At 51.1% G+C, this 21,540-nt stretch carries 18 protein-coding genes; 8 read left to right on the plus strand and 10 right to left on the minus strand.

What is annotated here, in order from left to right:
- Positions 1-41: 41 nt before the first annotated feature.
- Genes D0B88_RS05750 through xerC form a run of 5 tightly spaced genes read left to right on the plus strand, consistent with a single transcriptional unit; the run spans position 42 to position 4,176 of the window.
- Positions 42-275, plus strand: a complete 234-nt coding sequence (locus tag D0B88_RS05750) for a lipoprotein (protein WP_225318553.1) — start codon at positions 42-44, stop codon at positions 273-275.
- A 33-nt stretch (positions 276-308) separates the two neighbouring features.
- A complete protein-coding gene (lysA, locus tag D0B88_RS05755) occupies positions 309-1,571 on the plus strand; it encodes a diaminopimelate decarboxylase (RefSeq protein ID WP_151055794.1) in 1,263 nt (420 codons plus the stop codon).
- A 27-nt stretch (positions 1,572-1,598) separates the two neighbouring features.
- Positions 1,599-2,429, plus strand: coding sequence for a diaminopimelate epimerase (dapF, locus tag D0B88_RS05760; protein ID WP_151055796.1), 831 nt, complete (start codon positions 1,599-1,601; stop codon positions 2,427-2,429).
- A gap of 19 nt (positions 2,430-2,448) precedes the next feature.
- Positions 2,449-3,141, plus strand: coding sequence for a DUF484 family protein (locus D0B88_RS05765; protein ID WP_007638285.1), 693 nt, complete (start codon positions 2,449-2,451; stop codon positions 3,139-3,141).
- Between the two features lie 48 nt (positions 3,142-3,189).
- A complete protein-coding gene (gene xerC, locus D0B88_RS05770; RefSeq protein ID WP_151055798.1) occupies positions 3,190-4,176 on the plus strand; it encodes a tyrosine recombinase XerC in 987 nt (328 codons plus the stop codon).
- A 17-nt stretch (positions 4,177-4,193) separates the two neighbouring features.
- On the opposite strand, the gene D0B88_RS05775 is transcribed toward xerC, so the two are convergent.
- The 10 genes from D0B88_RS05775 to D0B88_RS05820 all read right to left on the minus strand — a co-directional run bounded on the left by D0B88_RS05775 (position 4,194) and on the right by D0B88_RS05820 (position 16,636).
- Positions 4,194-4,823, minus strand: a complete 630-nt coding sequence (locus D0B88_RS05775) for a hypothetical protein (RefSeq protein ID WP_151055800.1) — start codon at positions 4,821-4,823, stop codon at positions 4,194-4,196.
- Positions 4,824-4,874: 51 nt separating this feature from the next.
- Positions 4,875-6,194: an ammonium transporter gene (locus D0B88_RS05780; RefSeq protein WP_151055802.1), complete on the minus strand. Its 1,320-nt coding sequence runs from the start codon at positions 6,192-6,194 to the stop codon at positions 4,875-4,877.
- Positions 6,195-6,409: 215 nt separating this feature from the next.
- Complete coding sequence (locus tag D0B88_RS05785; protein WP_151055804.1) at positions 6,410-7,168, minus strand: GNAT family N-acetyltransferase; 759 nt, start codon at positions 7,166-7,168, stop codon at positions 6,410-6,412.
- Positions 7,161-7,943, minus strand: a complete 783-nt coding sequence (locus D0B88_RS05790) for a polysaccharide lyase (protein WP_151055806.1) — start codon at positions 7,941-7,943, stop codon at positions 7,161-7,163. Before D0B88_RS05790 ends, D0B88_RS05785 begins: the two co-directional genes overlap by 8 nt.
- Before the next feature lie 124 nt (positions 7,944-8,067).
- Positions 8,068-8,658, minus strand: a complete 591-nt coding sequence (locus tag D0B88_RS05795; protein WP_151055808.1) for a hypothetical protein — start codon at positions 8,656-8,658, stop codon at positions 8,068-8,070.
- Positions 8,659-8,823: 165 nt separating this feature from the next.
- Positions 8,824-9,720 carry a hypothetical protein gene (locus D0B88_RS05800; protein ID WP_225318554.1) on the minus strand — a complete coding sequence of 299 codons (897 nt, stop codon included), beginning with the start codon at positions 9,718-9,720 and terminating at the stop codon, positions 8,824-8,826.
- A gap of 59 nt (positions 9,721-9,779) precedes the next feature.
- A complete protein-coding gene (locus tag D0B88_RS05805) occupies positions 9,780-10,997 on the minus strand; it encodes a hypothetical protein (RefSeq protein WP_151055812.1) in 1,218 nt (405 codons plus the stop codon).
- A 183-nt stretch (positions 10,998-11,180) separates the two neighbouring features.
- The gene (locus tag D0B88_RS05810; RefSeq protein WP_151055814.1) at positions 11,181-12,770 is read right to left on the minus strand and encodes a general secretion pathway protein GspF; all 1,590 of its coding nucleotides are present in this window, start codon (positions 12,768-12,770) and stop codon (positions 11,181-11,183) included.
- Between the two features lie 19 nt (positions 12,771-12,789).
- Positions 12,790-15,393 (minus strand): LamG domain-containing protein, encoded by a 2,604-nt coding sequence (locus D0B88_RS05815; RefSeq protein ID WP_225318555.1) that lies wholly within the window; start codon positions 15,391-15,393, stop codon positions 12,790-12,792.
- A gap of 10 nt (positions 15,394-15,403) precedes the next feature.
- Positions 15,404-16,636 (minus strand): hypothetical protein, encoded by a 1,233-nt coding sequence (locus tag D0B88_RS05820; protein WP_151055818.1) that lies wholly within the window; start codon positions 16,634-16,636, stop codon positions 15,404-15,406.
- Between the two features lie 607 nt (positions 16,637-17,243).
- Between D0B88_RS05820 and D0B88_RS05825 the strand changes: the two genes are divergently transcribed.
- The 3 genes from D0B88_RS05825 to D0B88_RS05835 all read left to right on the plus strand — a co-directional run bounded on the left by D0B88_RS05825 (position 17,244) and on the right by D0B88_RS05835 (position 21,531).
- On the plus strand, positions 17,244-20,033 hold the full coding sequence (locus D0B88_RS05825) for a PD40 domain-containing protein (protein ID WP_151055820.1): 2,790 nt from the start codon (positions 17,244-17,246) through the stop codon (positions 20,031-20,033).
- Between the two features lie 83 nt (positions 20,034-20,116).
- A complete protein-coding gene (locus D0B88_RS05830) occupies positions 20,117-20,899 on the plus strand; it encodes an SH3 domain-containing protein (protein WP_007638252.1) in 783 nt (260 codons plus the stop codon).
- Positions 20,869-21,531 carry an outer membrane beta-barrel domain-containing protein gene (locus D0B88_RS05835; RefSeq protein WP_040390941.1) on the plus strand — a complete coding sequence of 221 codons (663 nt, stop codon included), beginning with the start codon at positions 20,869-20,871 and terminating at the stop codon, positions 21,529-21,531. Before D0B88_RS05830 ends, D0B88_RS05835 begins: the two co-directional genes overlap by 31 nt.
- Positions 21,532-21,540: the final 9 nt, after the last annotated feature.

Genomic DNA, 21,540 nt, shown 5'->3' on the forward strand with positions numbered 1-21,540 from the left:
TTTTTTCCACTTAGGAATCGGGGTGTCATCGGACTTTGGTTATGCAAAAAGTAGTTATGCACAAAGTAGTTCTGCAAAAAGCCCTGGTTTTATCCCTGTTGACTGTGGTGTTTACCGGAGGGCTTATCGGCTGTGGCCAAAAAGGCCCGCTCTACTTGCCGCAACAACAAAGCAAACCGCAACCTCAAGTTGAGCCGCAGCCTGAGGTTGAAACAGCACCTGCCGAAAAACCTGCACCGGTTGTTGCCCCTGAGCCAAATACTGATCCGTCCTAATCCGTCTTACCGCTTTCCAGATCGAGATTTTTTATGCAGCATTTCACTGAACGCAATGGCGAACTCTACGTTGAAGACACTCCACTGAGCGCTGTTGCCGAACGCTTTGGCACCCCCTGTTATGTTTACAGCCGCGCCGCTTTTACCCAGCAATATTTAGCTTACGCGCAAGCATTGGGTTCGCACCCGGGCATGATTTGTTATGCGATTAAAGCGAATTCCAATCTCGCGGTTTTAAATATGCTCGCCAAACTCGGCGCCGGTTTTGACATAGTATCCGGTGGTGAATTGGAACGTGTATTGCGCGCCGGCGGCCAGCCATCGCGCATTGTGTTTTCCGGCGTGGGTAAAAGTGCCGATGAAATCGCGCGCGCGTTGGATGTAGGTATTTTCTGCTTCAATGTTGAATCCGAAGCGGAGCTGGAATTGCTGGCGCAAATCGCCGCCGAGAAGGGCAAAATAGCCAACGTCTCGCTGCGCGTAAACCCGGATGTGGATGCCAATACCCACCCGTATATTTCCACCGGGTTGAAAGAAAATAAATTCGGTATCGCCATTGAGCGCGCTCCCGCGGTTTATGCACGCGCGGCACAGTTGCCCAGTTTGGCGATTAAAGGTTTGGATTGTCACATAGGTTCACAGCTCACCCAGCTCACACCGTTTTTGGATGCGCTCGACCGTTTGTTATTGTTGGTCGATGAGCTTGCTGCCAGCGGCATCACTATTTCGCATTTGGATTTAGGTGGCGGTTTGGGCGTGACTTATCGCAATGAAACCCCACCACCGGTGGCGGACTACATGGCGGCGATCAAAACCAAATTGGGCGATCGTAAATTGTCCTTAATGTTTGAACCCGGCCGTTCCATTTCTGCCAACTCCGGTGTGCTCTTGACCAAGGTGATGTTTTTAAAACCCACCGAGCACAAAAATTTCGCGGTGATTGACGCAGCGATGAACGACAATATTCGTCCGTCCTTGTATCAGGCATGGCAAGACATTCGTCCGGTGAAGAGTCGTCCGGTAAAACCGCGTGTGGGCGACGCGAAAAAATGGGATTTGGTGGGTCCAATTTGTGAGACGGGTGATTTCCTCGGTAAAGATCGCGAGCTGGCAATTGAAGCCGGTGATTTACTGGCGGTAATGTCCACTGGCGCCTATGGTTTCAGCATGAGCTCTAATTACAACACTCGCGGTCGCGCAGCAGAGGTGGTAGTGGATGGCGATCAAATCCATTTGGCGCGTGCGCGCGAAACCTTTGAAGATATGATTCGCGGCGAAGCCCTTTTGCCTGAGTAAGTGTTGCCAGAATAAGCGGGAAAAAATATGCGGTTACGTTTTAGCAAAATGCACGGTTTGGGCAACGACTTCGTAGTGATCGATGGCGTGGGTCAGAGTGTGCGTTTAACACCGGAAAAAATTCGCTACATTGCCGACCGCAATTTTGGTGTGGGCTGTGATCAAATTTTATTAGTAGAAACACCCGAGAATCCCGATGTGGATTTTCGCTATCGCATTTTTAATTGCGACGGCAGCGAAGTGGAAAACTGCGGCAATGGCGCGCGCTGTTTTGCGGTGTTTGTACGTGAGCGCAAACTCACCGGCAAAAGTGTGATTAAAGTAGAAACTGCTGGTGGCCTGATTGAACTGCGTGTGCAGCAGGATGAACAAGTTAGTGTGGATATGGGTGCGCCGCGTTTGCAGCCTGCGCAAATCCCGTTTGTCGCCGAGGCGCAAGCGGTGACCTATCCGTTTGAAGTTGCCGGTAAAACCTACGACATTTCCGCCGTCTCCATGGGCAATCCGCATGGCGTGCTGTTGGTGGACGATGTAAAAACTGCTCCGGTGGCGGAGCTTGGCCCGCTGATCGAAAACCACGCGCGTTTTCCGGCGCGCGTGAATGTTGGGTTTATGCAAATTGTGTCGCGCAATGAAATTAATTTGCGTGTGTTTGAGCGCGGTGTAGGGGAAACTCTTGCCTGCGGCACTGGCGCCTGTGGCGCGGTAGTCGCAGGGCGTTTGCGCGGCTTGCTGGATCAGCAGGTAAAAGTCAATTTGCCCGGTGGCAGTTTGCAGATTGATTGGCCGGGCGAAGGTCAGCCGGTAATTATGACGGGGCCAGCGGTTACCGTTTTCCATGGGCAGATAAAAATCTAATAACCTAGAACTAAAGGCTATGACCGAACATAAACCGACACTTGCCGATCCTCTCGAGCCGGAACAAATCGAAGCTTGGTTGCGCGAGCATCCGGAATTTTTTGAAAACCATCCGGATTTATTAGCCGAATTGAGCTTGCCGCACGAATCTGGCTCGGCAATTTCGCTGGTGGAACGGCAGGTAGCGATTCTGCGCGAGCGCAATATCGATATGCGTCATCGCTTGAGCAAACTGCTCGACAATGCGCGCGACAACGACAAATTATTCGATAAAACCAAACGCCTCGTGCTCACCCTGTTAGAAGGGCAAGACATGGGCGATATTATCGATGCGCTGCACTACAGTTTTGATAAAGATTTCTCGATTCATTTCACCAGCGTTATTTTGTTTGGCAACCTGGAAAAAGTGCCCAGCAGCCAGGCCCGTGTCGTGAGCATTGCTGAAGCCCGTGAGCATTTGGGCGCACTGTTAAAAAATAGCCGCGCGGTGTGCGGTACGCTGGGCAGCAAAGAATTGGAGTTTGTATTTGGCAATCACGCCAGTGAAATTGGCTCGGTGGCGGTAGTGCCGCTGATGCACGGCAGCGCCTTTGGCCTGCTTGCCATTGGCAACCGCGATCCAAACTATTATCGCTCTAGTATGGGCACCTTATTTTTAGGTTATATTGCAGAAGTTCTGAACCGTTTATTACCTAAATATTTGCCACGCTGATACCCCCGCGCAGCTGGCGTGCCGGAACTACTATGACTGATCAACTGCATGACTGAGCAACTGCCACCTGACCATAAGCTTTCCTCTCCTACCAGTGCTGAAAATCCTGTTGCGGTGCCCGCATTGCCTTTTGCGCATGAATTGGCTGCGTTTCTCACCTACATGCGCAGTGAAAAACAATTCTCTCCGCTCACCCAACAAAACTATCAGCGCGACTTGGAAAAATTCCGCAACTATTGTGCGCAAAAAAAATTAACGGATTTAAATCTGGTAGCGATGAGCCATGTGCGCAACGCGGTTGCGCATTTGCATCGGGAAGGCTTGGGCGGGAAAAGTTTACAGCGCTGGCTGTCATCGCTACGCAGTTTTTTTCAATTTTGTATTCGTCGCGGGTGGATGAAAAATAATGTTGCCGACGGCATCAGTGCACCCAAATCCCCCAAGCTGTTACCCAAAACCATGGACGTGGATCAAACCGCACAATTTGTGGCGGTGGAAGGTGATGACTTTATTAATAAACGCGACCGCGCGCTGCTGGAGTTAATTTATTCATCCGGTTTGCGTTTGGCAGAAGTGACCAGTTTGAATCTGAACGATATCGATTGGGGCGAAGCCATGCTCACCGTCACCGGTAAAGGCCGCAAAACCCGCTTGCTGCCCGTCGGCGCCATGGCAATTGCCGCACTAAAAGAGTGGCTCGTCGCGCGCCGACAATACACCCAAGACAACGAGCCCGCCCTCTTCACCACCCAGCGCGGCGGCCGCATCAGCCATCGCGCGGTGCAAATGCGCATGCAACAATTAAGCATCACCCAGGGTATGGATAACCCGATCCACCCACATATGCTGCGTCACTCTTTCGCCAGCCATATGCTCGAGTCCAGCGGTGATTTACGTCTAGTGCAGGAATTGCTCGGCCACGCCAATATCTCTACTACCCAAATCTACACCCACCTCGACTTCCAACACCTCGCCAAGGTTTACGACAAAGCGCATCCGCGTGCGGGGCGTAAAACTGATCCAGATGCGGAATAATTTTCCACGCTACTCATTCACAACAAGCTTTGCACTTTCAATAACGGATAAGCGCGTTGCACTGCGCTTACGCTTTGCTGCAATAGTTGGTCGGCTTTAATTGGCCCGAGATATTCGCACAAACCCACGTAAGTGAGATTAATCACCTGCTGCATTAAATGGATGGTGGGGGTGGTGCCGGTGAGGGGTTCGATTTGATTGAGCCAGCTTTGTAATGCGCGGCGGTCGTTGGGCGGCAGTGGAATTTTTTCTACATTTTCCAATACGTACAAACGCACCCGTGTTGCGTTGTCACCTTTGGCGCTGTTGATCAGGTGCTCTACTAATGCCATAAACATTTGCAGTTCAGGTGAACTGTGGTTTTTGTTGGCAGCACTTTTGGTTGCTGTCGCAATGGGAGCGTTATGCTGTTCTTGGCGATTGTCTTGCAGTGATGAAAAAGCGGCGACTAATGCTTGCAGCATTCGCGAGCGCATATGCGCGAGTTCGATATCGCTACAGAGTTCACGCAGATAATGTTGCAGTGCAAAGGTAGGTTTGTGGGCATATTTTTCATCCCACAATACCAACGCTTGCGCGAGCGTTTGGCCGTGAATAAAGGGCATTAATGCCACTTCAACGGCTTTGCGTTTTTGTTCGGGTGTCACATGAGCCTCGGTTTTATAGAGAGCGATTAGCGAGTGGTTTTTAGTGCGCAGTTAGCGCTGGGCGTTTAACGCCTCTTGATTCAATGCGCGGGTATCCTGAAATTCCGGGTAGCCAATTTCGGCGTGTTCGGTGAAATCTAGCCCGCGTTGTTCATGCAAACTGCTGGCGCGCATGCCCACCAATTTATCAATTAAAAAATATGCGCAATAAGCAATGCCAAAGCCCCACACCAAGGCGACACCAATACCAATAAGTTGTACGGTAATGCGGCTCATATCAAACATGTCGCTCGCATAAAAAATTCCCGCTGCCAAGGTGCCCCAAGCGCCGCAAAAACCATGCACGCTCACAGCGTCCACTACGTCGTCGATTTTGCAGCTGGTTAATAATTTCGGGCCGAGGAAACTAATAACACCGGCGATCACTCCGGTGAGCATGGCAAACAGTGGCTCCATGGTGGCGCAACCAGCAGTAATTCCCACCAAGCCTCCGAGGCTGCCATTGACCGTACCGGTTAATAAAATCGCCTGCTTACATAATTTGCTGATGAGCATATAGCCCAGCGCGCCGCTGCAGGCCGCCAAGTGAGTATTCAGTGCGATTTTGCCGATGCTGCTATTGGCCGCCACCGTGGAGCCAGCGTTAAAACCAAACCAACCGAACCAGAGAATAAAACCGCCCAGTGCGACCATGGTTAAGTTGTGGCCGGGAATGCGTCGCGCTTCGCCGCTGTGACTAAAACGCCCAAGACGCGGCCCTAAAATTATCACGGCCGCCAAGGCAATCCAGCCGCCCATGGAATGCACAACCGTTGAGCCTGCAAAGTCGATAAACCCCATCGCTTTGAGCCAGCCATCGCCTTCGTAATTACTGCCCCATGCCCAGCTGCCAAATACGGGGTAGATGAACCCGGCAATCACACAGGCGCCAATTAAATACGCATGAAAATGCACGCGCTCTGCCATGGCGCCGCTGGCGATTGTTGTCGTGGTAGCGGCAAACATCATTTGAAAAAATAAAAAGGTCCAATCCCAATCACTTAAATCCGCCGGTAAAAAATGACTGCTGCCAAACCAGCCGGTAGTATTAATACCAAACATCAATCCGTAACCCAGTACCCAAAAAATTAAACTGCATACGCACACATCCATGTAATTTTTCATAATGACATTCACCGCATTTTTCGCGCGCGACATGCCACTTTCCACCAGCGCAAAACCGGCCTGCATAAAAAACACAAGAACACCTGCGAGCACCACCCAACTGCTGTTAAGTGAGCTGCTTAAATCGGCGATGGAAGTTTCGCTGGCATGACTGCCGGCACTGAGCGAGGAGAGAAAGAAAGCAAGTGCAAGATAAACGAATCGCATAAGCACCACCTTTGATATGAATGAAGGTAGTTTTGCAACTCATGTGCCATTTACGGCGGCAATTTTTTTTGGTGTGGAACGCAGTTGCGGGGAGGTATTGCGGTTAGCTCATTTAGATTGCTGTGCGCTATTGCTGTGCTTTGTGCAGAAAGTAGTGCATTGCAATGCACTGATTTGATTCGTCGGTATTGCGGTTAATTGAATGCGTTAAGGTGTTAGGCAAAATAGGGCGTTGTTGTCGCAATCAGGGTAAAACCATATTTCTCCACAATCGGGCGGCTCATGTCTGACGCATCAATGGTCAGGAATTGTTTGCCTTTTTTCTTTGCATCGTTGATGCGTTTATGTAACAGCGCGGAATAATATCCCTTGCCCCGGTAAGCACTGAGTGTGCTGCCGCCCCAAACACCTGCAAAAGGGCTTGTGCCGTTGTAGACAATCCAACCTGAAGTTACTGGCGCGCCTTGGTCATAAATTACGTATATAGATATACCCTCTGGCGCGTTTTTCTTGGCGCTAAACAGTTGGATTAGCCTATCACTCATGTCTCCACCCCAGACCTGCTCCTGCACGGTTATGGCATCTTTAATTCCGGCCAGGTCGGAAACCTCAATAATGTAATCCGGCTCATCAAATTCAGTGTGGATGGAATCCAGATCTAGCACCATAAATGATTCGGGCTCCCCTTGTTGAAAACCATGGGCTAATAGCCGTTCACCAATATCTGACGGCGAGTCGGTGTCGTAGGTTTTCCATTCAAACGATTGGTTTAATTGTTTGAAGTATGCCAATTCATTATTAATTGCTTCGTTCGCTGTATTTGCGTGCAAATTGAAATACGCGATATGACTGCCTTGGGCGGTTTCTGATACCAATCTGACGATGTCGGCCGATGCCTGTTTTTGAAAACCCGGAAGCGTGATATTAATTCTTTCGTGCTGATTGTAGGCGCACATTATTTCTCGCTTATTCATTCACTCTCCTTACTTGCCCGCAGGTTTTGCCTATCAAATAACGATTGCGTTCCAACAACTCGGTGAGGTTGTCAGTTTGCAGGGCACCATCAATTAATATTTCTTCGGTGCTGTTTTCCTGGCTGCGCAGAATGCCGATTTGGGTAAACATCAGGGCGTCTTTTACTGGCAGGGTTTGGAAATTATTTTTGCCCATGTGTTTGCCGTTGACCCAGACTTCGGTTGAACCCAGTTTTGGGTTTGTTGACCAGTGAATATGCAAGGCGACGCGGTGCCATTGGCCGGGTGCGGCGCCCTTGGGCAATTTCCACAGCACATTTTTTGCGGCAGTTTCCTGAAAACTCAATTCGCTGCCGTGAATGTTGAAGCGAAACATTTGTTGCCAGCTTTTGTTGGATTCCCAATAACCCAATTCGTGTTTGTGTTTGCTCAATTCTTTCGGCAAATAAAAACTAAACGCAAAAAAAGCATCGCTCCCTTCCTGTGTCCCGCCTTCATTGTTTTCACCTACCGTATAGCGATGGTGAAATTCACTGCGGTTCAAATCTTTATTGCCGTGCCACAAAAATGATTCATCACCGGTGAGTGTGATTTTTCCGGCGTACTTGCCGTCAAATACGCAGTCTGAAATCACCGAATGTCCTGCGGGATTAATCGGTGTGCTCCACTGGCTTATATCGCCGGTTTCAAAATCACCCTGCCAGAGAATACTGGCGCTGGCATTGAGTGTGTAAAAACATAAGGCTAGGGTTGCTGCTTGGAGTGCTTGTTTCATGGGCGTTATTTTCTTTGGCTGTAGGGTTGTTGCGATAATTAAGTCTTACATGTAGCTTGCCTGCTCTGCTTTTTATCGCTAGTGGATAGCAGTCGCCAAATGCGAATGCTTTCCGCAGCTAGGCTTACAGAAGGGCAGAGTTCTCTGTGATGTATTTTTTCATTTCTTCGCGGTTGATCCTAAACTCAACTTCACATTGCAAGGTTTCTTGGTCATCACTTTTGTTCACAAAAACCACATCATGTCTTGTTAAGTAGAAGTAACCTGATTCGGTTGGGCACCCCTCCTCTATTTGCTTTATTTTTAATGCTTTGGTCAGGCCGCTATTAAGCTTTTTATTTAACTCTACACTCATGCTGCGTTCAATTTCATTATTGATTTCAATTTCTTTGCCAGTTTTCAAGTTGTATGTTATTGCGCCGGTTCTACCTTTAGTATACGGCATTCCAGGGCAGTACCAAGAGTCTGAAAACTTGAGGCTGAAAATTTTGCCATTTGTCAGAGTAACTTCTGCATGAAATTGTTTATCCCCATTTTGATCATCGCATTGAAACTCTGTGGTCATTTGTAAAATGGAAGCATTGATTTTCTTAATTGTTGGGCTGTTGTTTAATATTACTGGGTATTCGATATTTGTTTTCCAGTGTCCCATGGGAGAAGCGTCATCTTCTCTAGTGAAGAATATAGTTTTTGTTTCGTATGTTTCCTCTTTCAATATAGGCTCGGCGTTTGGTTTGCATGAGCACAATAGGGGAATTAAGAAAGCAAGTATTCGAAGTGTTATTTTTACGCCATGCATATTTTTTGTATTCGGGGAGGAGCTAGTTGCTATCAAATGCCCAAAATTTTGGGCATTTGATGATTGCTGGTGAGGTTAGTTTTATTCTTCTAAAGGACGATCCAGCTCTTTTTTTAATTCAAGTGCCTTTTTTTTGCTTTCTTCCAATCGTTGATAAATGTTTGGCCCAAAAAGAGGGATTAATAATTTATCTTTATGTAATGCCAGGGTTTCATTGTTGGTGGTGTTCAGCCAGTCTTTTTCGACGGCATTTTTAATAGGGTTATTCGAAATGAAATTTACCCGTAAGCTATCTTCTATTGGTTGTGTTGTTTTGTCTGCAACCTCAAAAAACTCATGGGAGGAAATATTTTGATTGGGGCTGTAGGTAAATGTCAGCTCTAAATACGCATCGGAAGTGAGTGGCATGACAAAGCCAATTATTATTTGATTTAAGGGGGCTGATACACTGTATCCTATCCATTTTTGATCATTATAGGTGTAGTCACGATAATGTGATCGCAATTGATCGCCAACTAATGAGCCAATTCCAAAGTGATATGCATTTTCTTCGCCGTAATTTTTTTTGGCTTCAATGTTTAATGGATTATATCTCTGATGTAAATGATCATAAATCATTGTTATAAAGTCCATGCGATCTGCAAGATTAAACTTTTTATCATGAAGTAGCTTTTGTTTGTTGTCTGGAGCCCTCTGAACCGATATGTCCATCATCACAGTACCAATTTCTTTTCCAAAAAAACCTGGTTTTTTAATGTCCCACCAGCGGCGGATAATGTTTCCGTATTCGGGGTCGGTAAATTTCTCCAAGTCCTGAATATCCAGTTTTTCTACCATGTTTTCCGCAGGCATATCTTTGCTAAAGTTTTCAGGCATTGCAAAATGAAAAATATTGCCTGATAAATCTACCTGCCGTGGATATATTGTTGGTGCGGCGTTGGCGGTTAATCCTAATAATTGACTCAGTCCGGACATCATAATTATTCCTAGTAATTTGTAGACCCTGTTAGTTGGCATAATGATTCTTTTCGTCAGGTTTAGGGTAAATAATTGGGGCGCGGTTTTACGAGCTTGGATGCTGTTTTTTCGGTTTTATTAAATGCCTTTTGGATTATATTCCGGCCTTTGCCGGGGCCATTGTCCATGTTGGCATCCCAAGCTGTCTGATCTTGCATTAAGGTATGAGGGCTTTGCGCTACTGAGCCATTAAATACATGGCTGGAATATACCAGTGACCCTAACAACTTGCGTGGATTTAAGGTGTTCATCCCGATTAAGTTAGGCACCATATCGTAGTCATTGGCGCGAATAGCGAGAACTTTAATTCCTGCGCGGGAAAACAACGGCTTGGAGCGCAGATTGTTATTAGCATTAGCATGGAAGGCAACGCTTTGTTTATTCAATAGTTCACCCTTATCCGGATTGCGTATACCGTTCAGCCGAAGCTTGTTAAGCGCCCAGCTGCTCTGGCTGTTCAATAAATAACGTACTCCTTCTGCGAAAATCGCACCGCCTTGGCTGTGTGCAACCCATCCAGTTTCATTCCCGGCAGCTTGGGTCTCCGCTAATATTTGCGCAAATTTTTTGGTTACCCTTGTGGTGATGCCCATTTTGTCCCGGAATGATTCCCATGTATCGCCTGCGCCACCAACGCTAGGGTTATGGAATAAGGTGTATTCCTGCAGATTTTTGAATTCGTATTCTAAATGGCTACCCATCAGCCATGATGCTTTGGCCAGATTATTAGATTGACCATTAACGGCTGCGTAGCGGGTATTAACCGATTCAACGCGTCCGCCGACTTGCCATATGCCTTGTTCATTTCTTTTAACTTTGTAGAGCGCAGCTTGTTCTTGTCTGTCGCGCTGTTTCTGTAGCTTGTCCACTGGTTGTATGTTGTAAACAAGTACCTGTCCATTTGCTATTTTGTAATCAACCCTATAAGAATTGTTGCTTATTTTGAATGTACTTATGCTGCCCTTTAAGATACGTGCATTTGGTGAGCGTGGGACAGACTTGAGCTCTGTCAGTAATTTATCCAGATCTCCAGCAGTTTTTTTCTGTTCTTCTTTGTCCAAAACATAATTTGCGTAACCGCTCAGCAGAACTTGATAACCATTAGAGCTGGATGTGGCAAATTTGCCTTGGAAGAGCACAAAACCTTGCGAATTCAACATCGCCACATGCTCTGGCGAAGTTTGTATCGCGCCATGGCGAAATAATAGTTGGGTGAATTGGTTGATACTGGTATCCATAAAACAATCTCCTTTTTGGGATAGGTGTAAACAAGCGCGATATTAGCCAATTGATCGATACAAGAGGAATGTTGAAACCAAACTTAATGGTGATGATGTGAACTGCGTAGGAGGAAAATTGCATCACATAAAAAAGCCGGTACAGAGTACCGGCTTAAGCGCTTGCTGGGGGAGAGAAATTGTTTAGGCGGGCGGATTGCCGATGGTGCCGTTTACGATGGGTTGGAAGGCGGTAAGCCTGTCCATCATGGTTGCGCTGCCCAGACCGTGGCCGCGGAATACTGTACCGAAATCGGCTTGTTGGTTGTGCAGTGCCATGTAGTTGAGTACGACAGTTTCTACTAGCAGATTGACGTTGTTTGCCGCTGGGCTGCCGGAGGTTTCTACGTCGCCACTGGGGCGCATAAAACCAATTTGTTTTCCGGTGAGGCTGCCGTCCAATTGCTGCGGGCGGCCGCCTGGGTTGTAGACGAGGAAAAAGGAGCAGGCGGTTTGTTGGTCGTCGCCGGTCCAGACGCCTTTGCCGCGCCCGGCCATGGAGTCGTCGATCATGCCGTTACTGAATACTGAGCCGTCGCTGAAGACGTAAATCATCAGCGGCATATTTTTGCGTGCGGCGTATTCGAGGCAGGCGCCGATGCAGCGGCCGGCGCGTTCGTCGCGTACTTCGCCGGTGGAGCGGTCGCCGGTGTGATAGTCGTAACCGCCCATGGTGATGGTGCCTGCGCCCGCATAACCGTTAATAACCAGCTTCATCACTGAAGCGGTTTTGCGCAGTTCGCCGTCGCGATCAAATTCGTCGAACGAAAAAATGCCGTTGGCGCCGACTATATCGGCATCGGCAATCGGGTCTATATCTGCCGGGTTGCCAAAGCGTGCGGCCAAATCCGCGCTTTTGACATAGCCACAGCGCAGTAGCTCTTTGAGTTGGGCGTCTTTGCTGGTGCCGAGGCTGGCCATGGCGTTGAGTTTGGCATCGCTAATGCGATAGATGGATTCCATGGTTTTGACTATGTCTTCCTGACTCATCAAATCCACCAGATCGCCCACATCCACCAAGCCTGTTACGTCGTTGGGGTTATCCACTTTAGTGGGACGAACTTCCAGGTTGATCAGCGAGGCGGGCGCCATGGAGTTGCCACCGGAATCGCTATTGCGCGAGCCGATGAGATCCACCAATGAGCCTGCGGCACCGGCTTTATAAATGCCGTACATAGGATTGTGCGGGTTGTTGCCAGTGTCGTTTTCCGAGCGGGCGGCGATGACGGCGCCGTTGATATTGGCGGCGGTGGTGGCTTGGACCTTGGAGTTAATACCTGCCAATAACTGCGAGTCGGCATGGAATAACAGGCCGAGGCTGTTATCGATCAGCGTGGCGGCAGTGGAGGCGCTGGGTGCCATATCCGCCGGCAGCCCCTGTTTTTGGTAGCCAGCAGCACTGAGGAAATCCTCTTGGCCGCCGCGTTGGCCGACCAGCACGTTGGAGCCGGCAAAGTTGGCGCCACCGGCGAGATCAAAACAGATAAACGGAATCTTGCCCGCGCCTTGGGCGGCAATGCCACAGGCATCGCGCGCGGCGGCGATATCGGCCGACAGAGTGACATCCGCCGCGTAGGCGGGGTTAGTCAGAATGCTCATCAGCGAGCCGCCAATGAGTGTGCCTGAGCCGAGTTTAAAGCCTTGGGCGATCAGCTCGCGGCGGGTGACCGGGCGGCGATGGTTATTGAGCAGCAGCGGGGCGTCCGGGTGCAGTGGTTTTTTGAATTTGGCCATGTCGGGTTCGCTCCGGTAATTATTGCAACAACATAACGGCGCTTCCGAGGGAGGCGGCGCAAGTGGCTTTAACGGTGGTTAGGGTGCGGTCGGCGGCGCAACCGCTGCCACAGCTGGTCATGTTGTCGATCAATTGGTTCAGTTCCAAACGCAGCTCGGCGGGGTCAGCTTGACCATCGAGTTGGCTGTGTGGATTGGCGCCATCGGCCACTTCATTGGCCAACAGGCGCGTCAGCAGCGGTTCGATAATCAAGTCGCGTTTTTCGGGTGTGTTAAACGCGACATTGGCGGTAGCGCTGAAATCAAAGCCGGGGAAAAGCGCCGCACGCGCCGTATTGACCGCGCTGGAGTTACCCACTACCGCGTTGCAATAGGCCACGGTCAATTGGGTGATGCCCATTTGCTGCGCAGCGAGGAAGCCGTCCAGATTGGTCAGTGTTGGCAGCTGCTGTTTCACCTTTTCATAGGTGCTGGCAACCAGCGTATTGGTGGCGGGAATACCGGTCATTGCCGCCAAGCTGGCATTGATCTCCGCAAAATCGCGCAGACCAAGGGTTGGTTGGTCGGGAATGTCGGCCGGCGCTGCCGGTGGGGGTGGTGTAGCGACTACCCGGGTGTAGGAGCTGCTGCCAATCTGGTCGAAGGTGAGGAAGAATACATCCTCCTCGGGACCATTTTTGGCTTCAACCACAGTGCCCAAGGGTGACAATGTTTGCCGGCCATCGGTGAGTTCCCCGGCGGCTAGCTGGGTATTGATGTTGGCAAATACCTGGCCTACCGGTGCCTCGGTGCCGTTGACCCCAATGCGAATGCCTTTGAGGGGAACAGCGCTGGTCAGTGCACCATCGCCCAGAACGGTGAAGAACGGCGCGGCAAATTGGTAGCCGTAATCGTCGATTTGCTGCACTTCAAACACGATAAAACACTGACCGCTGGTGCCTTCTGTCGTGGTGGTAAAACAGGCCGGCTGGTCGATTAACTCGGACACGTTAAACAGCAGCAGGTAGCGCGCGCCTACACCTACATCAAAGTTGGTTTTGATATCACCTTCGCTCATGGCGCGTTTGTGAATGGCGAGGAAGCGCAAGCTGCCCGCCCAGGGGCGATTGCCAGAAACCTCGTTACCCACCACCAGTGCATGGCCGTTATCCCAGTCTTTGAGGAAGGCGCCAGCGGTGGCGTCGTTGTCGCCAGTGAATTCACCGTTGACATAGAGGCGCCGGCCGCGAATCGGGTCAAAGCTGAGCACCACATGCTGCAGTGAAGCCTGGGCGCGCTCGTCATTGTCATTGGTAGCGAGTACCGGTTCGCCATTGGCATCGCTTTCGCCGGTACGATTCATGCCGATGTAGTTGTAATCGTACTGTCCGAGGGTGAAGTTGCGCTCGGTAGTGCTGCCGGAGTAGCTGACGATGCGCGCCGGATTGTTGTCGTTGGCGCCCTGGTCAAGGCTGTCGGGAATAATCCAGGTCTCAATGGTGTATTCACCGGAGCCGAGTAACAAGTCGTAGAGTTTGCGGCTGCCACTCACGGTCGCTTGGGCGCGGCCGGTATCAGCAAATTTCACGCCCCAAGCGCTGCTCCAGCTAACATTGCCGATCAGGTTGAGGTCGGCAACCGGGTCTACACCTGAGGTATCAAACGCCACCGTGCCCTTGCCGGTTTTGAATTCGTATTTGGCGATGATGTCGCTATCGATGCGGCCGCCGCTGCTGAGCACAAAGGCATCGCCCAAACCTACTGCTTTGCTGACCACCAAATCGGGGTCAACTTCGATGGCGGTGATGCTGTCAGCCAAGGCCTGGATGGCGGCTTGCATTTGGTTGGCGCTGGCGGCGCAGTCATTGTCCCAGCAGTTGTGGGAGTCGGCGCGCAGGCGTTGTACCAAACGCGATTGTGCCGGGTTGTCCAAGCGCATTCTGCTTTTGGCTGCTTCATAGGCAACCGCGATATCACTGCTCGCCAAGTAGGGTTGTTGGCGCGTCGCGGCGGATTCAGCGTGACATGCGGCGCAGTATTCGGTCAGCAACGGATAAACGTTAGTGGCAAAACTGTTGCTGTCGCTAGGGAAGCTTTTAGTATTGTCGATAGCGCGATCAGCGGGTGCCTTGAGCACCACATCGTTAGCGCTGGTTTCCCGCGGACCTGCCCACTTGTTAATCCAGCCAGTCATGATGTCGGCGCAGGCACCTGCATCGGCCAACCAGCAATTGTGGCCGCCAGCCACTTTGGTGACCAAACGCGATGACGCCGGATCACTCAAGGTCACCAGTGCTTCATCAATCACCGAGGCATAGGCGAGGTTGATATCGTCGCCACGGGCGAAGGTGGGGGCTTGAACCTGATGGCAGCCGCCGCAGCGGTCTTCGCGCGCCATGTTGATCCAGAGTTCGTTCTGGAATTTGATTATGTCTTCTGTGCCCGCCGGTTTTTCACCGCGATAGGTAAAGTTGTCGCCACCGGTGGCAGGTGGAGGAGGGTTATTGGGGGTGACTTCGCTGCCACTGCCCGAACCACCGCAACCGCCCAGTAGGCCAGCAGTGAGGGTGAGTATCGCGAGCGCGGCTCTCCCCAATTTGGGTTTATGCCACTGTAAAAGTGACGATGCTATTGTTATGCGCATTTTCATCACCTTATTCACCTTTGCAGTAGTCAGCAGTGTCGATAAACACTTGGGTTAGTTTGTAGCCAGATGCCGCGAAATTGGCGGTAATCTCGCTGACTTTGCTGCGGTCGGTGCTATCGGCGGGTTTGCGCAGGCACACATTTTGGAACACCTTTTCTACCTGACAGCTGGCAAAGGCCTGGCTGTGTGCCAGCTCCCTGTTCATGCTTTTGGCGCCGGTTCCGCTGCCGGGCAGGCTGCTGTCCCAGCCCAAATGTACGTTCATGCCTTGGCGCCAATAGTTCTGCCAATCGTCATTAGTGGTCACATAGCCGTATTTGAAGGTATTGGAATTAATGCGGTATTTCTTTTCCACCCGGCTTTCGGTATCCGGGTCGAGGGTGCCTTCGGTGTTGTAGTGAATGCTGCCATTCAGGCCATCTGGGTCGGCGTCTACATCAAATTCGTAATCGTAATAGGCATAAGCTTTGGCGAGCGGGTCCATACCGTTGTGGCAGCCAACGCAGTTGTTGAGGAATACGCGGCTATCGCCACCGGGGCTGCGGCTGACGTCCTGACGCACAAAATCCGGCGTCAGGCTGGTGTCGTGTACCTGTTCCAAATCGCGGCACAGGTGGTTGATGAGCGTAAAACGAAACATGGCGCGGTTGGTACCGGCGATAAAAAATGCCTTGGCGGCGGCGCGGCTGGTGATTACGCCCGAGGTGGCATCGGCCGGTAGGCCATTTACGCTGGACTGGGTGCGTCTGACCAGGGTGTCCTTCAAGCTTACGCCCTGGTTTTCGATCGCCTCGTAGTGGCTGTTGTTGCTATTGGAGTAGGCGGGCAGGCCAGCGGCGCTGCTGGTGTAGATCACATCATCGTAGAGCGCGCTGCGGAAGTCGGCTTCATCGCGCACCAAACCGATGACCGTGGCGGTGTAGTCATTGAGCGGCGCAAATACCGTGCGGTCGCGATTGGTCCAGGGCGTGACCATATTTTTCAAGGTAACGCTGTAAAAGGCTTCGTTATCCATAGCGATACGCACGGCGCTGGCCACTTGCCCGGCTTCGATCTCGGCGCTCATTTGCGCCAGTACCGTTTCGGTGGGTGGAACCCCGGCAATGCGGTTGTGAATTTGCAGCGCTTGTTCGCGCGACCCGGCATAGCTGGCGCTGCTAAACGCCAGCAGCGCAGCGAGCCCGGCGTAGGGTAGGCAGCGCGCCGCTTGGGTAAATAAGCGGGAGTTAGTGTTGATCACGGTTGCTCCTGGGTAAGAGGTCTGCATCCGGGCGCCGAACGGCGCGGATGCTATTGGTGTTGTTAAGGTTCGTGCTATGCAGTGAATATGCCGGACATCATTGGACTGGCCGCTGCAGCCGGGATACTTTTCAAGAATTAGAAACAGTTCTCCAAAATATCCTTTTGGCGCCAGATTTCGGCCTTTGCCAAGGCAAAGGTCAGCTCGGTATTGTTATTGGCGGGGCGCCAGACCGCGAGAGCGCTGACGCAAAACGTCCTGGTTAGGGTTACTGAATACTGCCGGGGAAAAGTAGCTGACGAAAAATGTCAGATTAGTATGAAGCTGGGCAAGTGCTGCAATGCGGCATCATCCTCGTCTTTTTCAATCTTCCAACCGGCTCATTGCAGAATCGAGACCTGAGTCACAATCATTGAGGCGACAGCGGTTGAATATTGTGCGCGCTATGACGCGCTAGTCACTATGCTCTAGCATGCGCGCCATTCCCGTCGCCATAATCACAACTGGCGTGACTTTTGATAAGAAATGCCTTTTATGGGTGATGAGCAAAGCCCTTCGCAGGGCAAAACCCTCTTTACATGACTTTCCGGATTCTGGGCCACTGGCTATGACGCAATTTGTTACTCCATCGTTTTTCCTGTCCCCCTGGCTGGTGTTTGGCTCGCTGCTGACACTCACCGCCTGTGGCGGTGGTAGCTCCGGCGGCGGTTCCAACGGTGGTCAGGATCCAGACCCGGTGGTGGTGGATATTCCTGTGGCCTATATCCAGCGCCCCATACCGCTGGATGAAGACGGCGAGCCGGTCTACCCAGATGTGTTTATGCCCGACAGTTTTAACCCTGGCGGCGAGCTCTACCTGAAAGCGCGCGCCACGACGCAAGCAGAAGTGGTGAATATCACCCGCGCCGCGTTTGCGGAGCATGAATTTTTTGATGCGGAAAACCCCAACTACGACGTAAAAGATGTGGCGGTCGATTCGGCCGGTACCCGTTTGTTATTTGCCATGCGCGCGCCGCTCGACCCGGATCTGGACGAAGACGATGAGGATCAACCCACTTGGAATATCTGGGAGTATCACCTCGCCACCAAAGTTCTGCGCCGCGTCATCAGTTCCGATTTTGAAGCCGAAAAAGGTCACGATGTCAGCCCCCGCTACCTGCCCGACGGCCGCATTATTTTCAGTTCCAACCGCCAAAAACGCAGTAAGGAAATCCTGCTCGATGAAGGCAAACCCCAATTTGGCGCCGTCACCACCCAGGACAACGACATCACCAGTTTCCTGCTGCACAGCGTGAAGGATGACGGCACCGATATCCAGCAACTCAGCTATCACCTCAGCCATGACCTGCAGCCGCAAGTTATGCCCGATGGCCGTTTGGTATTTATGCGCTGGAGTGGCGAGCAACTGAGCTTTTACAGCGCCAACCCCGATGGCACTGACGTGCAACGCTATTTTGGCGATGAAAGCCTCAACCAACCCCTCGCCGATGATATGACCGAAGTGCCGCGTCTGTTGCGCCCACAAATATTGCCCGACGGCCGTATTGCCGCTATCTATTTGCAAAACGGCTTGCAACTGGGCGGCGATATGGTGGTAGTGGATGGTGCCGACGCGCTGGAAGGTGCGGTGCAATCCCTGTCGGTGAAACCGGTCAATATCGCCACCGATCTGGTGTCATTACACGGCCGTTTTGCTTCGCTCTCGCCACTCTATGATGGTACCAATCGCCTGCTGGTCAGTTGGAGTCAATGCCGCTTACTGCAGACCGAGACCGCCACCACGGCGGCGCGTCTCCAGCCCTGTTTACCAACCTTGTTGATTGATGGTGTGCCTGCCGAAGGTTATGAGGAGGCGCCACCCTTTTATGGCCTGTGGATTTACGACCTGAACAATCAAACCCAATTGCCCGTTGTGCTGGCCGAAGATGGCAAAGTGTTTACCGAAGCGCTGGCATTGGAGCAAAGCGCCTATAACCCGGCCTTTATCCAGCCCACTACCGACCCGGATCTGGCGGCGCGCAACCTTGGCTTGCTGCATATTCGCAGCGTATATGATTTGGACGGCGCCTTTAACGCCATGAACTCTGGCGCCGCCGACTTGCAAGCGATGATTGCCCGCCCCGCCGATCAGCGCCCCGCACGGTTTATCCGTTTGGTGAAAGCTGTATCCCGCATCGATGACGATACCCTCGACGATCAGGACGACAATATTTACGGCAACCTCTTTAACGGCAATAACGGTATTCAGGAGATCCTCGGTTACGCGCCGGTGGAGGCCGACGGTTCGGTGATGGTGACAGTGCCTGCCGATGTCGCATTTTCCCTGGAAATTCTGGATCGCGATGGCCGCCAAATCAGCGCCAACCACAATACCTATTTGCAATTGCGCCCCGGCGAGCAAATGACCTGCAATGGCTGCCACGCCGCGAACAATGAAACGGTGGTGCATGGGCGCAACGACTTGCCTGAATCACCTGCGTCTATCAATCCCGGTGCGTTGAGTGCCATTAACTTCCCCAATACCCAGCGTTACGAGCGTTTGGGCGTACCGATTGCCCCCGAAATGGGTGAAACCATGGCGGAGTTTGCGGCGCGTTCTACCTTTTGTGAGGAAACGGTTAATGGTCAGGTGTGCGGGCTTATGGCTGGCCCTGGTCAAGATCAAAACCTGCGTAATCCAACAGTAGATTTACTGTTCCGTGATCTGTGGACGGCGCCCGGCCTGACCCCGGCAGAGGCGTTTTCCTATCGCTATAACGATTTGGTTCCCGGCGCCACCGCCGACCAAATCCCTGCACCAACACCGGCTGCTTGCCGCGAGGAATCTACTTGGAATGCCAATTGTCGGGTGGTAATCAATTACGAATACCACATCCAGCCGTTGTGGGAGCGTGAGCGTTCTACGATGACAGTTGGATTGGCTACGGCAGATAATTGTATTGCCTGCCACTCACCTAGCGCAGACGTTGACGGCGTTACCACGATTAAAATCCCTGATGGACAATTGGATTTAACCCGTACCAAGCTGCAGGCAAATGCAGCCATGACATCCTATTTGGAATTGACCGCTGGTGATAATCGTCAGATTCTTAACGAAGAAACCGGCTTGCTGGAAGACGAGCGAATTCCGAATGGAGAATGTAATGTCGATGTGGATGGCAATCCGATTGTCGATGAGAATGGTGTTTGTACTGATCCTGTTTTGGTAACAGTGCCGGTTCAAGCTAGTATGTCGCGCGGTGGTGCGCGCGCCAGCGGAAGATTTTTCGATACTTTTGCTGCTGGCGGCAGCCATGCTGGTTATTTGAACGCGGCCGAGTTAAAGCTCCTGTCCGAATGGCTCGACACCAATGGTCGCTATTACACCAATCCCTTTGAGTTGGCCTTGCCTAACTAAAAAAGCCAAACTAAAAAGCCCAACTAAATAAGCAAGATAACAATGACAACAACAATCATCACAACAACACACGGAAGCAAGGCATGATTGCCAGTGCACGCAGAATCCTGAAAGGGCGCTATTTAATAATGAGTTTGTTGCTCTGTGTAGCGCTGCCTACACAGGCGCAGTGGTTTAATTGGTTTTCACCCGACGAACCGCTGCAAGTCGTTATTGATGATGCGTTTATCAATGTGTATGCAGGCCCCGGTAGCGGCTACCCGATTTTCCATGTGGTCGAGCGCGAAGAAGTGATCACCCTGTTATACAGCCGCACCGATTGGATCAAAATCAAAACCAAACGCGATCTGGAAGGCTGGATTAAACGCGATGACATGAAGCTCACGCTGTCGCCCGATGGCAGCAAACCGGATTTCCCCGATAACCAACAAGCCGATTATTTGGTGGATCGGTTTGAGTTGGGCGCGGCCTACGGCGATTTTGCTGGCGCCGATAGTTTGACCATGAACCTGGGCTATCGCTTTACTAAAAATTTATCGGCCGAAGTGCGCTACGCGGAAAACACCGGCCAGTTTTCTGACAGCCAAATTCTTGCGGCGGCAGTGTTATTCCAACCTTTCCCCGAATGGCGCGTGTCGCCGTTTTTTAGCATTGGCAGCGGCAAAATAAAAACCTTTCCCAGCGCCACGCTGGTACAAACGGAAGACCGTGAAGACAATTTAATGCAAGCCAGTTTGGGCGCTTATGTACATCTCACCGGGCGTTTGTTTTTGCGCGCGGACTATACCAATCATTACGTGCTCACCAGTCGTAATACCAACGAAGAGGTTAATGAATGGAAACTCGGTTTCAACGTCTTTTTCTAAGCGCAGTGCTGCTTGGGATTTTCAGCATCACCCAGCCGGTGTTCGCGCAAGATGAAGGCAGTGATGAGGATGAACTGGAACAGGTAATCACGCCCGACATTAAACGTCGTCAAATCAAAGAAGATGATTTGGATACGGAAAATTTTGAGTTGGGGGTGTTTTACGGTTTTTTATCCATTGAGGATTTCGGCACCAATGGCGTGGCCGGGGTGACGCTCGCCTATCACATCACCGAAAGCTTTTTTGTAGAGGCCGCTTACGGCACCAGTAAAACGCAAAAAACCAGTTATGAATTATTGAGCGGTGGCGTTGAACTCTTGACCGATGATCAGCGCGATCTGGCGTATTACAATTTATCGCTGGGCTACAATTTTTTGCATGGCCAAATTTTTATGTCGGACAAGTGGACGTTTAACAATCACTTTTATCTGATGGCGGGTGCGGGCAATACCGATTTTGCCGCAAAAGATTATTTCACCACCACCATCGGCGCGGGGTTGCGTTTTTATACTACCGATTGGTTGGCGCTGGATTTAAGCATGCGCGGCCACAGCTTCGAACATGAATTATTTGGTGAGGCAAAACGCATCACCAATTTGGAATCGCGTTTGGGTGTGTCGGTATTTTTTTAATCCAGAATT

Source organism: Cellvibrio sp. KY-YJ-3 (assembly GCF_008806955.1).
In the GTDB taxonomy this organism is placed as follows: domain Bacteria; phylum Pseudomonadota; class Gammaproteobacteria; order Pseudomonadales; family Cellvibrionaceae; genus Cellvibrio.

Bases quoted from the DNA above. Each gene is read 5' to 3' on its own strand.
- D0B88_RS05785 (WP_151055804.1), bottom strand. From the start codon at position 7,168: ATGAATAAGCGAGAAATAATGTGCGCCTACAATCAGCACGAAAGAATT.
- D0B88_RS05750 (WP_225318553.1), top strand. From the start codon at position 42: ATGCAAAAAGTAGTTATGCACAAAGTAGTTCTGCAAAAAGCCCTGGTT.
- D0B88_RS05800 (WP_225318554.1), bottom strand. From the start codon at position 9,720: ATGATGTCCGGACTGAGTCAATTATTAGGATTAACCGCCAACGCCGCA.
- D0B88_RS05815 (WP_225318555.1), bottom strand. From the start codon at position 15,393: ATGCGCATAACAATAGCATCGTCACTTTTACAGTGGCATAAACCCAAA.
- D0B88_RS05825 (WP_151055820.1), top strand. From the start codon at position 17,244: ATGACGCAATTTGTTACTCCATCGTTTTTCCTGTCCCCCTGGCTGGTG.
- D0B88_RS05790 (WP_151055806.1), bottom strand. From the start codon at position 7,943: ATGAAACAAGCACTCCAAGCAGCAACCCTAGCCTTATGTTTTTACACA.
- D0B88_RS05780 (WP_151055802.1), bottom strand. From the start codon at position 6,194: ATGCGATTCGTTTATCTTGCACTTGCTTTCTTTCTCTCCTCGCTCAGT.
- D0B88_RS05835 (WP_040390941.1), top strand. From the start codon at position 20,869: ATGGAAACTCGGTTTCAACGTCTTTTTCTAAGCGCAGTGCTGCTTGGG.
- xerC (WP_151055798.1), top strand. From the start codon at position 3,190: ATGACTGAGCAACTGCCACCTGACCATAAGCTTTCCTCTCCTACCAGT.
- D0B88_RS05830 (WP_007638252.1), top strand. From the start codon at position 20,117: ATGATTGCCAGTGCACGCAGAATCCTGAAAGGGCGCTATTTAATAATG.
- D0B88_RS05810 (WP_151055814.1), bottom strand. From the start codon at position 12,770: ATGGCCAAATTCAAAAAACCACTGCACCCGGACGCCCCGCTGCTGCTC.
- D0B88_RS05765 (WP_007638285.1), top strand. From the start codon at position 2,449: ATGACCGAACATAAACCGACACTTGCCGATCCTCTCGAGCCGGAACAA.
- dapF (WP_151055796.1), top strand. From the start codon at position 1,599: ATGCGGTTACGTTTTAGCAAAATGCACGGTTTGGGCAACGACTTCGTA.
- lysA (WP_151055794.1), top strand. From the start codon at position 309: ATGCAGCATTTCACTGAACGCAATGGCGAACTCTACGTTGAAGACACT.
- D0B88_RS05805 (WP_151055812.1), bottom strand. From the start codon at position 10,997: ATGGATACCAGTATCAACCAATTCACCCAACTATTATTTCGCCATGGC.